General features: G+C 73.9%; 14 protein-coding genes. 4 read left to right on the top strand and 10 right to left on the bottom strand.

The window, feature by feature from the left end:
* The first annotated feature begins 36 nt into the window (after positions 1–36).
* Positions 37–1,086 carry a LacI family DNA-binding transcriptional regulator gene (locus AQJ66_RS25630; RefSeq protein WP_061926723.1) on the top strand — a complete coding sequence of 350 codons (1,050 nt, stop codon included), beginning with the start codon at positions 37–39 and terminating at the stop codon, positions 1,084–1,086.
* A gap of 54 nt (positions 1,087–1,140) precedes the next feature.
* On the opposite strand, the gene AQJ66_RS25625 is transcribed toward AQJ66_RS25630, so the two are convergent.
* Positions 1,141–2,535 carry a hypothetical protein gene (locus AQJ66_RS25625; RefSeq protein WP_061926721.1) on the bottom strand — a complete coding sequence of 465 codons (1,395 nt, stop codon included), beginning with the start codon at positions 2,533–2,535 and terminating at the stop codon, positions 1,141–1,143.
* Positions 2,536–2,710: 175 nt separating this feature from the next.
* Positions 2,711–4,834, bottom strand: coding sequence for an MMPL family transporter (locus AQJ66_RS25620; protein ID WP_061926719.1), 2,124 nt, complete (start codon positions 4,832–4,834; stop codon positions 2,711–2,713).
* A gap of 88 nt (positions 4,835–4,922) precedes the next feature.
* Here AQJ66_RS25620 and AQJ66_RS25615 point away from each other — a divergent pair, with 88 nt between their 5' ends.
* A complete protein-coding gene (locus AQJ66_RS25615) occupies positions 4,923–5,402 on the top strand; it encodes a MarR family winged helix-turn-helix transcriptional regulator (RefSeq protein ID WP_061926717.1) in 480 nt (159 codons plus the stop codon).
* A gap of 101 nt (positions 5,403–5,503) precedes the next feature.
* Here AQJ66_RS25615 and AQJ66_RS25610 read toward each other — a convergent pair whose 3' ends face one another.
* Both AQJ66_RS25610 and AQJ66_RS25605 read right to left on the bottom strand, forming a co-directional pair.
* Positions 5,504–6,169, bottom strand: a complete 666-nt coding sequence (locus AQJ66_RS25610; RefSeq protein ID WP_061926715.1) for a lysophospholipid acyltransferase family protein — start codon at positions 6,167–6,169, stop codon at positions 5,504–5,506.
* Positions 6,170–6,227: 58 nt separating this feature from the next.
* Positions 6,228–6,650, bottom strand: coding sequence for an avidin/streptavidin family protein (locus tag AQJ66_RS25605; RefSeq protein ID WP_061926714.1), 423 nt, complete (start codon positions 6,648–6,650; stop codon positions 6,228–6,230).
* A gap of 216 nt (positions 6,651–6,866) precedes the next feature.
* On the opposite strand from AQJ66_RS25605, the gene AQJ66_RS25600 reads away from it, so the two are divergent.
* Positions 6,867–7,838 (top strand): lysylphosphatidylglycerol synthase transmembrane domain-containing protein, encoded by a 972-nt coding sequence (locus AQJ66_RS25600; protein ID WP_244162937.1) that lies wholly within the window; start codon positions 6,867–6,869, stop codon positions 7,836–7,838.
* 70 nt (positions 7,839–7,908) lie between these two features.
* Here the strand turns inward: AQJ66_RS25600 and AQJ66_RS38515 are convergent, their stop codons facing one another.
* From AQJ66_RS38515 to AQJ66_RS25570, 6 genes are all read right to left on the bottom strand, one after another.
* Complete coding sequence (locus tag AQJ66_RS38515; RefSeq protein ID WP_061926712.1) at positions 7,909–8,373, bottom strand: universal stress protein; 465 nt, start codon at positions 8,371–8,373, stop codon at positions 7,909–7,911.
* Positions 8,370–9,260 carry a universal stress protein gene (locus AQJ66_RS38510; protein ID WP_061926710.1) on the bottom strand — a complete coding sequence of 297 codons (891 nt, stop codon included), beginning with the start codon at positions 9,258–9,260 and terminating at the stop codon, positions 8,370–8,372. Before AQJ66_RS38510 ends, AQJ66_RS38515 begins: the two co-directional genes overlap by 4 nt.
* A gap of 158 nt (positions 9,261–9,418) precedes the next feature.
* The gene (locus AQJ66_RS25585; RefSeq protein WP_061926708.1) at positions 9,419–10,525 is read right to left on the bottom strand and encodes an aliphatic sulfonate ABC transporter substrate-binding protein; all 1,107 of its coding nucleotides are present in this window, start codon (positions 10,523–10,525) and stop codon (positions 9,419–9,421) included.
* Between the two features lie 455 nt (positions 10,526–10,980).
* Positions 10,981–11,439 (bottom strand): RrF2 family transcriptional regulator, encoded by a 459-nt coding sequence (locus tag AQJ66_RS25580; RefSeq protein WP_061926706.1) that lies wholly within the window; start codon positions 11,437–11,439, stop codon positions 10,981–10,983.
* 41 nt (positions 11,440–11,480) lie between these two features.
* A complete protein-coding gene (locus AQJ66_RS25575) occupies positions 11,481–12,710 on the bottom strand; it encodes an acyl-CoA dehydrogenase family protein (protein WP_061926704.1) in 1,230 nt (409 codons plus the stop codon).
* 50 nt (positions 12,711–12,760) lie between these two features.
* The gene (locus AQJ66_RS25570; RefSeq protein ID WP_061926702.1) at positions 12,761–13,294 is read right to left on the bottom strand and encodes a winged helix-turn-helix domain-containing protein; all 534 of its coding nucleotides are present in this window, start codon (positions 13,292–13,294) and stop codon (positions 12,761–12,763) included.
* 661 nt (positions 13,295–13,955) lie between these two features.
* Here AQJ66_RS25570 and ssuE point away from each other — a divergent pair.
* Entirely contained in the window at positions 13,956–14,513 is a 558-nt protein-coding gene (ssuE, locus tag AQJ66_RS25565) for an NADPH-dependent FMN reductase (protein ID WP_061926700.1), read from the top strand.
* The last annotated feature ends 13 nt before the right edge of the window (positions 14,514–14,526 follow it).

Here is a 14,526-nt window from a genome sequence, read left to right as displayed (position 1 = left end):
AAGCTACGCTGTTCCCGTCCCCGAGAGGAGCGTTCCTTGCCCGACCAGACCGCCGCGCCCCGCCCCACCCTGGAAGCCGTCGCCGAACGGGCGGGCGTCTCCCGGGCCACCGTCTCCCGTGTCGTCAACGGGGGCAGCGGGGTGCGCGAGGCCCTGGTCGAGAAGGTCCGCCGCGCCGTGGACGAGCTGGGCTACGTACCGAACCAGGCGGCCCGCACCCTGGTCACCCGGCGGACCGGTGCGGTCGCCGTCATCGTCGCCGAGCCGGAGGCCAAGGTCTTCACCAACCCGTTCTTCGCCGAGCAGCTGCTCGGCATCAGCCGCGAGCTGACCGCCCACGACCTGCAGCTGGTCCTGCTGCTGGTCGAGGGCAACGCGGACTACGAGCGCGTGGGCCGCTACCTCGCCGGCGGCCACGTGGACGGCGCCCTGCTGTTCTCCCTGCACGACGAGGACCCGCTGCCCGCGATCACCCGCCGCATCGGGATCCCCACCGTCTTCGGCGGCCGCCCCGGCTGGCGGGACGCGGAGGGCGACCGCAGCATCCTCTACGTCGACACGGACAACCGCGGCGGCGCCCGCGAGGCCGTGCGCCACCTGCTCTCCCTGGGACGTTCGCGCATCGCGACGATCACCGGGCCGATGGACCAGACGGCCTCCGCGGACCGGCTCGACGGTTTCCACGACCTGCTGATGGACGCCGACCCGCAGCTCGTCGTCGAGGGCGACTTCACCGAGGCCGGCGGCGCCCGCGCCATGGCCGTGCTGCTGGACCGGGTCCCGGACCTGGACGCCGTCTTCGTCGCCTCCGACCTCATGGCCTCGGGCGCGCTGCGGCTCCTGCGGGAGCGGGGCCGCCGGGTTCCGCAGGACGTGGCGGTCGTCGGCTTCGACGACGTGACCTCGGTGGCCGAGCTGACCGACCCGCCGCTGACGACGGTGCGGCAGGAGATAGCGGAGATGGGCCGGCTGATGGTGCGGCTGCTCCTGCGCGACCTCGACCGGCGGGCGAAGGGCGACGGCCCCGGCCGCCCGCTGACCTCCCTGGTCATCCCCACCCGGCTGATCCGCCGGGCGACCGCCTGACCCCCCCACCGGAACCCGCGTGACCGGTGGGCGGGGAGACCCTCACACCGGACGTCAGAGTCCGCGCAGCGGGTTGGCGCCGGCGACGGCCAGCAGGTACCAGGCCGTGGCGCCGGTGTGCCGGTACGGGTAGTAGCCGAAGCCGTAACCGGTGTCGAGCGGGCTGCTGGCCGACACCACGCCCGAGCGCCCGGGGAGTGCCCTGCCCCCGGCGGTCTGCCCCTGACCGAGCAGGTCCTGGGCCCGCTCCAGGGAGGCGACCAGACGGGCCGCGTGCCGGGCGTCGCCGGGCGCGCGGCGCTCGCGCAGGGCCAGGGCGAGGTGCGCGGTGCCCTCGAACCACACACCCTCGCGGTCGGGCCTGGGCTGGTAAGGCGCGATGGGCGCGTCCTCGTCCGCCGTCAGTGACGCCGAGCTGAAGGTGACGCCCTCGTACGACTGGCCGGCCGGGACGGTGCTGTTGCGGCGGTCGGCGGTGTCCAGCACCGCCAGGCGGGCGGACGCCCAGTCGAGCGAGCCGGCGTGGCGGCGCTCGCCCAGGGCCAGGTAGCTCCAGGTCTGGGTGTCCTCCGGCACGGGGGAGGTGTTGACGGTGACACCGTCGTTGGTGCCCGTGTAGAAGAACCCGCCGGACGCGTCCCACATGCGGTGCACGAACGCCTCGGCGCGGGCCCGCCGCTCCAGCCACACCCGCCTTCCGGTGAGCCGCGCGAGCCGCCCGAACAGGGCCGTCAGGTCGATGTTGTGCTCGGTGGCGGAGTACGGGAGCTTCTGGCCGGCCCCGTCGACGCCGAACTTGTAGCCGCCGAGGGGCTCGTCGGTACGGGCGTTGGCCTCCACCCACTCGCCGATCCGGACGGCACCGGTCAGGAAGCGCGCCTCCCCGGTCCGGGCGGCCAGCGCGGCCAGGGCGATGCCCGCCCACGCCATGTCCCCGACCGCCGTGCCCGTGAAGCCGAACTGGGTGCCGACGTTCGCCGTGCCGTCCGCGCGGACGAACCCGTCCGGCTGCGGCGAGCCGTCGTAGTAGACGTACGGGCCCACGTTGTACGCCTGACGCAGCCGTCCGTCGTCGTACTGCGGGTCGTGGGACTGCGCGTACAGCAGCGCGTCCCCGAGCGCCACGGCCCTGGCCCGCCCGGCGTGGCCGGGCCGCGCCAGATACGCCAGCACGGCGAGGGCGTTGTCGTAGGTGAAGGCGGTGCTGAACAGCCCCGCCTCGTCGGCGTAGCTCTGGGCCAGCCGCGTGGTGCCGTGGTCCGGGTAGGCGTCCATGACGGCGTCGAGGAACGCGTAACCGCGGGCCCGACCACCGTCCGGCGCGACGGCTGCCGGAGCGGCGCCGGCCGCACGGGCCGTTCCGGCGCCGACGACGGACAGCGCCGCGGCGGCCGTCCCGGCACCGATGAGCGTCCGCCGAGTGAGGTGATTGCGTGCCGTGCCGGCCATGGGGCCCCTCCCAATTAATACAACATTCAACTTGAGAACGCTCTCAAGCGTGCGGCACATTGTGCTGTCCGGGGTGGGGCCGGTCAAGGAGCGCGGGGCAGATGGGCGCCGGCGAGAGGCCACCTGGACCTGAACGCCGCCGCCCACCTGCCCCGCGATGGAGGAGCGCCGACGCCTACACGGTCTCCGCCCGCTCCGCGGGAGCCGCGGCCCGGCCGTCCGCCGGCCGGTGGCGGCTGAGCCGGCCGGGCCACCAGACCGTCGGGCCGATGTCCCGCACCAGCGCCGGGACCAGCACGGACCGCACCACGATGGTGTCGAGCAGGACACCGAAGGCCACGATGAAGGCGATCTGGGCCAGGAAGGCCAGCGGGATGACGGCGAGCGCCGCGAAGGTGGCGGCCAGCACCACCCCGGCGGAGGTGATCACGCCTCCGGTGGCGATCAGCCCGCGGAGCACGCCCTGCCGGGTGTCGAGCCGGAGCGTCTCCTCCCGGACACGTGACATGAGGAAGATGTTGTAGTCGACGCCCAGGGCGACGAGGAACACGAATCCGTACAGCGGGACCGACGCGTCCGTGCCCGAGAAACCGAACCCGTGCTGGAACACCAGGCCCGCGATGCCGAGCGTGGCCATGTAGTTCAGAGCCACGGTGGCGACCAGCAGGACGGGCAGCAGCAGCGAGCGCAGCAGGAGCACGAGGATGGTCAGGATGATCGCCAGGACGACGGGCACGATCAGGGTCCGGTCGTGCGCGGCCGTGCGCTGGGTGTCGTACTGCTGAGCCGTGTAGCCCCCCACGAGAACACCCGGATCGGCGGGGCGGACCCGGTCCCGCAGGCGCTGCACGGTCCGCTTCGCCGCGTCGCTGTCGGGCGCGTCGGACAGGACGGCGTCGATCCGCACCCGTCCGTCCTTGACCAGAGGTGCGCCGCCCGGGCGGCCGGACGCGCCGGCGGGGCGCGCGGCGGCGACGCCCGGCGTCGCGGCCGCGACCCGGCTCACCCGGTCCGCCTTGCCGGCGTCGGCGATGATCACCACCGGCTGCCCGGACCCGCCGGGGAAGTGCTTGCCGAGCGTCTGCTGCGCCGCGACGGAGGGCGCGTCGTTGACGAACAGCTCGTTCAGCGGCACACCCGAGGAGCGCAGGGCGGGGAAGAACGCCGCACCCGCCAGGAGCAGCGCCAGCGTCCCGAGCCACAACGGCCGGGGGCGCGTGTCGACCCAGTGGGCCACGCGCCGCCAGATGCCGTGCCCGCCGCTCTCCGCGTCGGCCGACCGGGGCTTGGCCGGCCACAGCGCCGCCCGGCCCAGGAGGGCGAGCACCGCGGGCAGGAAGGTGAGGGTCGTCAGCACGGCGCACGTGATGCCGATCGCTCCGACCGGCCCCAGCGCCCGGTTGTTGGTGAGGTCGCTGAGCAGCAGGGCGAGCAGCCCCAGCGCGACGGTCGCCGCGCTGGCGGTGATCGCGCCGAGCGAGCCGCGCAGTGCCGCCCGGGCGGCCGCGACGCGGTCGCCGCGGTGGGCGAGTTCCTCGCGGAAGCGCGCGGTCAGCAGCAGGGCGTAGTCGGTGGCCGCGCCGATCACCAGGATGGACAGGATGCCCTGGACCTGCCCGTCGACGCGCACGACGCCGTGGTCGGCCAGGACGTAGACGATCGCGCAGGCGACACCGAGCGCGAACACGGCACTGATGATGATCACGAAGGGCAGCAGCACGCTGCGGTAGACCAGCAGCAGGATCACCAGGACGGCGCCCAGTGCCACGCCCAGCAGCAGACCGTCGATGCCGGAGAAGGCGTCCGCGAGATCGGACTGGGTGGCCGCCGGTCCGGCGAGCTGGACCCGTGCGCCGGCCACATCGCCGGCCGCCTTGCGCACGTCCGCCAGGACGTCGGGCAGCCGGTCCCCGAGGTCCGGGCGCAAAGGCACCACGCCCTCCAGCGCGGCACCGTCCTTCGAGCGCAGCGCCGGGGACGGCTCGCCCGCGACGCCCGTCGCACCCTTCAGTGAACGCAGCGCCCGGGTGGCGGCGGCCTGCTGCGCCGGGGTCACGTCGCCGCCCGACCCGGAGGTCCAGACGACGATGGCGGGGAGGGTCTCCCGCTGGTCGAAGGCCTTCTGCCGCTCGATGACCTTCGTGGACTCGGCGCTCCGCGGCAGGAAGGCGGCCTGGTCGTTGGTCGAGACCTCGCCGAGCTTGCCGGCGTAGGAGCCGAAGGCTCCGCCCAGGCCGAGCCAGACGATCACGAGGGCAAGGGGGACCAGCCATCGGGCCGGTCGTCGCACGGTGTTCATTCAGTCCCCAGGGAGCCGGGCAACGGGCAGAAGCAGATTAACTCAATTATGAAGTATCTCAGCCATTGAGAGATCATATCCTGGGGGTATGCAGCACGACACCGCGGAGGGATCCGAGAGCCCCGCCAGTGACCTTCAGGCCTACGCCGTCCTGCTGCGTACGCTGAACGGCGAGTTCAACCGCATCGCCCACACGTTTGCCCAGGCTCACGGGTTGCACGCCACGGACGTCCACGCCCTGGCCGCCATCCTGGACGCCTCGGTCAACGAGGGACGGCCCATGACCCCCTCCCGGCTGCGCGAGCGCCTCAACCTCACCTCCGGAGCGGTCACGGCGTGCCTCGACCGGCTCGAACGCGCCGGCCACATCAGCCGCACCCGCGACGACGCCGACCGGCGGGTGGTGCACCTGCACTACAGGGCGGGGGCCCGCGCGCTCGCCCGCCGGTACTTCTCCCCGCTCGCCCGGAGCACCGAGGCCGCCCGGCAGCGGTTCACGCCCGAGCAACTGGAGACGATCGCGGAGTTCCTGCGCGCACTGAACCACGAGCTCGCCCGCGAGCACTGACCCAGCCGGGAAGCGTCCGGGCCTGCGCGGCCGCCTTCGTCGCGCCGGCCGTCGCCGGCTTCGGGAGGACCGAGGGGCGGGCGGTCGCCGGCTCGCCCTCCTCAGGGCGCGACGGGGTGCGACCGGGCGTCGAGCCGCCGGGCGGCGACACGCCAGGCCGCGGTCAGCGCGGTGCGGGCCGCCTCGAGCGCCTCGGTCTTCCCGCCTCCCAGACGCAGGGGCTCGCCGACGTGCACGCACAGCCTCGGGCGGCGCAGCGGAGCGGTGAGCAGCCTGGCCACCTGCTCCAGGGGCGGGCCCGACACCAGGGCGGGCGCCCCGGCCTGGCCGAGGGGCACCACCGGGGCGCCGGTGGTGTGCGCGAGGTGGTGGAGGCCGGGGTGGAACGTCCGGGGCGGAGCCTCGCCGGGCGGGCTGCCGGCCGGCAGCCCGCCCTCCGGGTAGATCAGCACCGTACGGCCGGCGGCCAGCGCGGCACGGGCGTCGCGTACCGCCTGGGCGGCACGGGGGTCGTGCCGGTGCACCGGGATGTGTCCCTCCCGGGTGAGGACGCGGCGGAGCACCGGGACGCGCCACAGCCCCGCGGCCGCGAGCACGACGGGTTCGGTTCCCAGGCGGCGCAGCGCGGCCAGGACGATCGCGGGATCGCTGAGGGAGGTGTGGTTGGCGATGACGATGCTGCCGGCCGCCGGCCCGCCCGCGGCGTCCGTGGTGACGTCGAGGCGGCCGAGGAGATGCACTACGACGCCCGCGACGCGACTGAGCACGACAGCTCCTCCCCGGCCGCGACCGGCCCCGCGGTGGTCAGGTCCACACCCGGCCCGTTCAGGCGGGCATGGGGTGCGAGACCGGACGGCCGCTGCGCAGGGCGCGGTCCACGTCATCGTCCGTCGGCTTCTGCCGGGTGAACACGTCCTGGCCGACGACGGTGGACTCCCACGTCTCCGTCGTGGCCGCCGAGCGGGTCAGCAGCCAGGTGGTGAGGATGCGTTCCGGTCCGGCCATGAACTGGCCGCTCCAGCTGGAGACGGAGCCCAGGTCGCCGTGGTCGTTGCGCCAGGCGACCGTCCAGCCGAGGGCCATGCCGTGGCCGGGGCCCGTCGGCCCGACGTGGCGCCCGGTGAGCAGGTACGTCCCCGGCGCATGGCCCACGGCGGTGACGTACGCACCGCTGACGGTTCCCTCCTGGTCCGCCTCGAAGCGCAGCTGGGAACCGAACTCGTTGTACCACTCCCCGTCGATGGACATGATCTCTCTCTCCGCTCACTCGCCCCTGCGGCGACCCGGCTTGCACAAATATGTCCTGTTCAATGAGGTTTCCACGGTAATGACAGCGGAGCGGGCGCATGTTCGCGTATCGAACGGGGCGGTCCTGACTTGGGAAAGTGCGCGAAGGCCGAGACGGCGCGTGGCCCCGGACGGACGGGCGGACGACCCGCGCCACCGGGCCCGCTGTGGTGGCTGGTGGCCGCCCTCCTCGTGGCGGCCGTGGTCCTGCTCGCCTTCCTGCGGCGGCGTGAGATCGCCCAGGCCTATCACCTCATCGCGGGAGTGCACCCGCTGCCGGTGGCCGTCGCCGTGGTGTGCGAGGCGCTGTCGCTGTTCTGCTTCGGCGCGCTGTACCGATGGCTGCTGGCCGCGGGTGGGACCCGCTGGGGGCTGCGGCGTACGACGGGCATCGTCGTGGCCGCCAACGCCGTGGCTGGTGCGCTGCCCGGCGGGGCGGCGTTCTCCACGGCGTGGGTCTTCCGGCAGCTGCGGCGTCGTGGCGTGGAGCAGGTGCTCGCGGCGGCCGTGCTGGTGGTCGCCGGTGCGCTGTCCATGCTCGCCCTGGGCGTCCTGGTCGTCGCCGGCCTGCTCGCCGCGGGGCCGGCGCAGCTGCGTGTCGTGCTGCTCCCCGGGGCCGTGGTGCTGCTGATCCTGGTGATCGGCCTGGCCGTCCTCGGCGCCACCCGCTTCTCCCGTTTCCGTGCGGCGGTACGGCGGGCATGGGCCCGGGCCGGACAGCGCTCCCGCCGGGTCCGGCGGGGCCAGGAGGCACTCGCCGACCTGGTCCGGCAGGCCCGCCGGCTGCAGCCCGGCCTGCGGCCCTGGCTGCGGCCGTTCGCCTTCGCGCTGCTGAACTGGCTCCTCGACACCGGCTGTCTGGCCGCCTCCCTCTGGGCGCTGGGCATCAGTGTGCCCTGGCACGGTCTGCTGCTCGCCTACGTCCTCACCCAGATCCCCGGCAGCCTGCGCCTGACGCCGGGCAGCGTCGGCATCGTGGAGACCAGCCTGGCGGCCCTGCTCGTGCTGTACGGCCTGCGGCCCGGTCCGGCGATCGCGGCGACGCTGCTGTACCGGGCCGTCAGCTACTGGGCCCTGCAGCCGGTCGGCTGGGCGTGCTGGCTGGCCCTGACCCTCCAGGGCCGTCCGCCGCGCGGGGACGGCGCATGAGCACGGCCGGGCAGGCGCGTGCGGGCACTCCGGGCCGCGTGGGCATCGCCGCGACGCCGCTGTCGGACCGTCAGCCGCCCCCCGGCCCGTCCGTCTGCCCCGGCTTGCGGACGACCACGACCGGGCAGGGCGCGTGCTGGACGACGTGCTGGGTGACCGAGCCCAGCAGGGCCTCGGTGAAGCCGCCGTGACCGCGGTTGCCGACGACGAGGAGTTCGGCCCCGCGGGATGCCTCCAGCAGCGCCTCCGCCGGGTGCCCGAAGACGACGCGCCGCCGGATCCCGGCCGGCACGCCGGGTTCCAGCGCCTCGTCCAGGGCCTGGGAGAGCACGGTGGCGGCGTTGCTCTCGAAGTCGAAACCGGAGACGACGACACCCATGCCGTACCAGCGGGGGTACTCCCAGGCCAGCACCGCCTCCACCACTGCGCCGATCAGCCCGGCCTGCCCGACCGCCCACCGCAGGGCCGCCTCGGAGGGTTCGGAGCCGTCGACCCCGACCACGATCCGGGGTGCGGCCGCCTGCCCGTCGTTCACGGGATCCGGCGTTCCGCGGACGGAACCACCATGACCGGGCTCAGGGCGTGGTGCAGCACGCCCTGGCTGACGGAACCGAGCAGCAGACCGGCGAAGCCCCCCAGGCCCCGGGCTCCGACCACCAGGCCCAGCGCGTCCGCGGAGGTCTCGCTCAGCACCTTCACCGGGTGGCCCCGCACCACCTCGTGGTGCACCCGCACGTCCGGATGGGCGGCCGTGCGGCCGGCCACGATCTCGGAGAGCAGCCTTCGGCACTCCTGCAGCGCGGCGTGTTCGTCCATGACACCGAGGAGCGGCGGATGCCACACGTACAGCGCCCGCAGGCCCGCGCCGCGCAGGACCGCCTCCTCGAACGCGTAGTCGACGGCTGCCGCGGAGTCGGGGCTGCCGTCGACGCCCACCACGACGTACGGGTGCTGCCGCAACGCGTGCTCGGCCTCGCGTACGACGATCACCGGGCAGTCGGCGCGGGCGATGACCGGCACGGCCACCGAGAGGGAGCGGACGAGCTCCTCCACGGCGGTCAGGTGCCGGGAGCCGAGGACGACCGCCGCGGCCTCCCGCGCCTGCGCGGACAGGACCGAGGCCGCGTCGCCCGCCGCGAGCCGGACCGACACGTCCACCCGGGGGCGCCTGTCCCTGACGAACGCCTCGGCCTCGTCCAGGGCGTCCGTCCCCAGGGTGCGCAGTGCCTCGTCCCACGTCTCCCAGGCCGGTTCCAGGTCCGGCGTCCGGTACTTCGCCGGCGGCGTCTCCCGTACGTGCACCAGGCGCAACGGCAGCTCCCGCCGGTCGGCCTCGTCGGCGGCCCAGGCCAGTGCCGGCCGACTCGTGGGGCCGGGGTCGACGCCCACCACGATCGGCCGGGCATCGGGCCGACTGGTCATGACGCACCTCCCAGGCCGGCGGCGGCCCTGTCCCGGGGGCGCCGGCACCCGGCCGGGACGGCTCATGGCCAGTGTGGGCTCTCGGCATGCCGGATGCATGCCGAGGTTCCCCGGCGGACGGCCGGCCGGCTCCGGGCGGCCGTCCGCCGGCGTTCCGGCTACTTGACGCCGAGACCGGCGTCGTCGACCCCGTCGCGACCCTCGGCCTTGAGGACCTTGTTGAGCGGTGCGAGGTCGTAGATGCCCTTCAGGTCGGGCTTGTCCAGCAGGCCGGCCTTGACCGCGTGGTCGGCCTCGGTGCCGAGGGTCGAGGCCAGCGGGTCGTCGAGGAAGGTGACGGACTTCCAGGCCGGGTCGATGACGTCGGCGGACAGGGCCTTGCCCGACAGCTCCTTCAGGGCCGTGTTGGCGGACGCCTTGGCCTTCTCCGGGTTGGCGTTGATCCACTCGTTGGTCTTCACCGACCCGCGCAGCACGGCCTCGACGACGTCCGGGTGCTCCTTGAGGAAGCTCTGCCGCACGACGATGTTCGTGATCACGAACTTCTTGTCCGGCCACAGCGACGACTCGTCGAGCAGGACCTTCGCGCCCTCCGCGACCAGCTTGGACGCGGTCGGCTCCGGCACCCAGGCGCCGTCCACGGAACCGGACTTGTACGCGTCCGGGGTGATCTTGTTGTCGGTGCGGACGACCGTGACGTCGCCCTTGCCGCTCTGCGCGTCGACCCTCCAGCCCTGCTCGGCCGCCCAGTTGAGGAACGCCACGTCCTGGGTGTTGCCCAGCTGGGGTGTGGCGATCCGCTTGCCCCTGACGTCCTTCAGGGACTTGATCTTCTGCGGGTTGACGACGAGCTTCACCCCGCCCGACGCCGAACCGCCGATGATGCGCAGGCTCTTGCCGTCCGACTTGGTGTAGCCGTTGATCGCGGGGGACGGGCCGATCCAGCCGATGTCGATGGACCCGGCGTTCAGCGCCTCGATCTCGGACGGCCCGGCGTTGAAGGTCGCGGTCTTGACGGCGGTGCCGCCGAGCTCCTTCTGGAACAGGCCCTCCTGGACGCCCACGAGAGCCGTGGCGTGCGTGAGGTTGGGGAAGTAGCCGATCTTGACCTCGTCGGCCGAGAGCTTCTCGCCGCCCGCCGCGACCGCGGTCTTCTTGCCGTCGTCGGTGGACGTCGATCCGTACCCGCAGGCGGTCAGCAGCAGCGGGAGCGCGGCCGTGACGGCGAGGGCGCGCAGGGTGGTGAGCGGTCTTGCGGCAGACACGGAGGTGTCCTCTCGGGAAAGGGTGATCACGGGGACCACGGAGATACGTGGATACGGAGACACGGAGAGACGAAGGAGCCGGGGAGGGGGCCCGGGGCGCGCACCAGTGGTCCACGCGCCGACCGGCGGCGGGGACGCCGACCCGGGTCGGGCGGTGGAGCGTGGGGAGTGGTGCGTCGCGGTTCCGGCAGGGACCGCGCGGAGCTCAGACGGAACGACAGATGTCGCTGGACGTGCGGCCGAAGTCGATGTGGCGACGCACCGTCAGCGAAAGCAGCGAGGGCTCGTGCGGGAGGACGAGGTCGAACGCTCCCATGACCACACCCCCCGTATCCCTAGTTTTCCTACCTGGCTGATAGGGATCGTGGCAGAAGCCGGCGGCAACCCCAAGAGGGTGTTCGCATGATGGACGAGCTCGTCTCTCCCACCGAGATGCGGAGCGACGGTGCGGCGGGTCAGGGGTTCGTCCAGGCGCCCGGCGCCTCGGCCAGCGCGGACACCTCGGCCGGCAGCCGGGCGGACGCGACGTCGGCGAGCGACACACCGTCGAGGATCTCGCGCACGTTGGACCGCAGCGCGATCCACAGGGGGAGCAGCGACTCGGCGGGCCCGGTGTAGGACAGCTCGGGAGGGCGGACCCCGCGCACCGAGACCAGAGGTCCGTCCACGACGCGGATGACGTCGGCGATGCTGATGGACTCGGCGTCCCGGGCCAGCCGGTAGCCGCCGTTGCCGCCGCGCTGGCTGAGCACGAGACCGCCCCGGCGCATGTCGTTGAGGATGCTCTCCAGGAACTTGTGTGGAATGTCCTGCGCAGCCGCGATGGCCTCGGCCTTCAGCGGCCCGCCGTCCCCGGACGCGGCCAGCTGCAGTGCGGCGCGTACCGCGTAGTCCGCCCTTGCCGATATCCGCATGCGCCCATTATTCCGTACGGCGGGGAACCGGACCCGTGCGGTCAGACCGGCAGGACGAACGGGGGGTGCGCGCCGTTGAGGAAGTAGTCCCCGACGTCGTGGAGCCGGTGGGTGACGGGCTCGTGGAGCGTGTGGGTGCGGGCGTTGCGCCAGAAGCGGTCGAAACCCAGCCGCGCGGAGACCGAGCGGGTGCCGACGACGTCGAGGGCGCGGGCGGTGGACTCCTGCGCGGCCCGGGACGCCGCGGCCTCGGCCATGGCCACGAGGACCGACGCCTCGGCGTACTCGTCGAAGGTGAGGTCCTCGCCGCGCGCCAGCCCGCCGTGGACCGCTTCGAGGGCCTGGTCGGCGAGGGCGGACGCGGAGCGGGTGAGGACGGTGAGCTCGCCGTAGGAGGCCAGCGCGTGCGGGTCCTCGGAGGCGGCGGCCGGCCAGGCGGACCGCGGGGCCGGGTGCGCCGTCCGGCTGTACTCCCGGGCCTCGGCGAGCACTCCCTCGGCCATGCCGAGGCGGAGCTGGACGGACAGCAGCCGCCCGACCGGCGACATCAGGGCGGCCGCGGGCGACAGGACGTCCTCTTCGGCGGACAGGGAGCCGAGGAGGTCGTCGCCCGTGACCGGTACGGCGTCGAACTCCACGCTCCCGCCCGCCGCGAGCCGCTGGCCGAAGGCGTCGCCGTCGGCGTCGACCCGCACGCCGTGCCGGGCGGGATCGACGGCGACGGCGAACGGCTCCCCGGTGTCGGCCCGCACGGCCCGCACGGCGAGACGGTCGGCGACGAGCACACCGGTGGCGTAGCTCTGCCGGCCGTCGAGCACCTGGCCGCCGCCGGTCCGCGTGAGCGTCAACTCGGTTTCCCGAGCGGCGAGTCCACCTCCCCAGCACCACTGCTCCGCCGCGGACCGCCGCTCGACGCGGGCGGCCGGCGCGGGCGCGCCGAAGAACCGCGCCGTCCACGACAGCAGGTAGTGGCAGCCGAGCAGTTGACCGATCGCGCCGTCGGCCGCCGCGATCTCCCGGACGACGGCGTAGGCCGTGGGCCAGTCGGCGCCGCCTCCGCCGGACGCGGCCGGCAGGAGCAGCGTCAGCAGTCCCGCCTCGCGCAGCCGGGACACCTCGTCGAACGGGGGCTTGCCCGCCTGCTCCCGGGCCACCGCGTCCGTGGCCAGGTCGTCCGCCGTCTCGCGCGCCACGCGCAGCCAGTGCGCCCGGCCGGGCCCGGTCCGGCCGGGTTCCGCGGTGGGGCCGGACGGGGCAGGGGCAACGCCCATGGGAGCGGTCTCCTCGGGGTGGGTGGCGGGGTGCGGGGGAGGGGGCGCCGCTACTGTTCGGGCACGTACTTGTAGCCCACGCGCCGGACCGTGACGATGCGGTGGCGGTGCGCCGCGCCCAGCTTGCGGCGCAGGCGCGCGACGTGGACGTCCACGGTGCGCCCGTCGCCGATGTGGTCGTAGCCCCAGATGCGGACCATCAGCTGCTCCCGCGAGTGCACGTGGTGCGGGTGCCGGACGAGGTGGGCCAGCAGCTCGAACTCCAGGTAGGTCAGGTCGAGTTCGTGTCCGTCCACGGCCGCGACGTGCCGTGCGGGATCGATGCGGACCGCCTCGTCCCCCCGGCCCTGCGCGGGTGGTGCGTCGGTGTAGGCGACCGGCCGGATCTCCGGCCGTGCCACGCCCTCCGCGAAGAGCTGGGCGGGATCGGTGCCCTCGGGGACGAGCACGAGGTAGCCGACGAGGGATGCGGTGCCGTCGCCGGCCGGCCCGTGCTGGGCGTCGTGCCCCACGAGGCGGAGGTGGCGCGGGTCGGGCAGGTGCGGGCCCGGGGAGGTGGCCTGAGCCGGAAGTGCCGTGGTCATGGCGGTCGTTCCTTCGGGAAGAGGCGGGACGTCAGGCGCGACGGGGTGGGTGGGCCTGAGCCGCCTGGGCGGAGAGAGAAGGAGCGGAGCGGCACGCGCGAGGTGTCAGCCGCGTGCCTTACGCGCGACAGCAGGCGGCGCTGACGACGTGACCAAAGTCGACATGCCGACGACGAACGAGTCGTTGCTGTGCGGGGGACATGGGCACCATCCTGCGCACCGTCCGGCGGGCCCGTCAACACTTCCCCAGTAAATCGGTAGGAAATGCGGCGCAGGGCAACGGCCGGACGCCCGTCCGGCATGCGGGCCCTGGTTGACGGGATCCGCGCGGTCCTGCTCAAGTACTCGCATGAACGCCGAGCAGCGCCTTGTCACGCGCGACCACATCGACTTCGGTCGGGTGTGGTCCGCCGCGTGTCGCGCCTGACACGGCAGCGGGCCGTCTGACCGGCCTCGCCCCCGCCCCCGGCACCTCGTCCGGGGTCGACTTCCGCCATGTGCGGTGCCGTTGACGCACGTGCGCCCCGCTGCGTGCGAGGCCCGGCGTCACCGCGTGCGCTCACCCCGCTCCCCACGCCCGCGATGCGCCGCACCGCGTGCGGCTCGGCCGTACGCCCGTCCACGCACGGCGCCACCAAACCCTGCCCACGAAAGGTCCGCCATGGCCACCGTCCTGTCCGTCTCCGGAAGCCCCTCCGCCACGTCCCGTACCGCCCGCCTGCTGCGCCACCTGGACAGGCGCCTCGTCGACCAGGGGCACGAGGTCGTCCCCCTGGACGTCCGCACCCTCCCCGCCGAGGCGCTGCTCGGCGCCGACTTCCGTCATCCGGCGATCGTCGAGGTGGCCGAACTGGTCGGCCGTGCCGACGGCGTGGTGATCGGCACGCCCGTCTACAAGGCCGCCTACTCCGGGCTCCTGAAGGCGCTGCTGGACCTGCTGCCGCAGTACGCCCTCGCGGGCAAGACGGTGCTCCCGCTGGCGACCGGCGGAAGCACGGCGCACGTCCTGGCGATCGACTACGCCCTGCGCCCGGTGCTCAGTTCCATGGGCGCCGCGCACATCGTCCAGGGCTGGTTCACGCTGGACAAGGACATCGCGGTGGGCGCCGACGGCACGCTGACCGTCGCACCCGGCCCGGCCGAGGCCCTCGCCCAGGTCGTGGACCAGTTCTCGCAGGCCCTCGGCGGCCGTACTGCCCTGCTGGCCGCCACCGGGTGAACAGCCGCGAGGG

The sequence above is a fragment of the Streptomyces bungoensis genome, assembly GCF_001514215.1.
In the GTDB taxonomy this organism is placed as follows: domain Bacteria; phylum Actinomycetota; class Actinomycetes; order Streptomycetales; family Streptomycetaceae; genus Streptomyces; species Streptomyces bungoensis.
The sequence above is the reverse complement of the archived record's forward strand: the minus strand, read 5'-3'. Positions and strand labels throughout refer to the sequence as shown.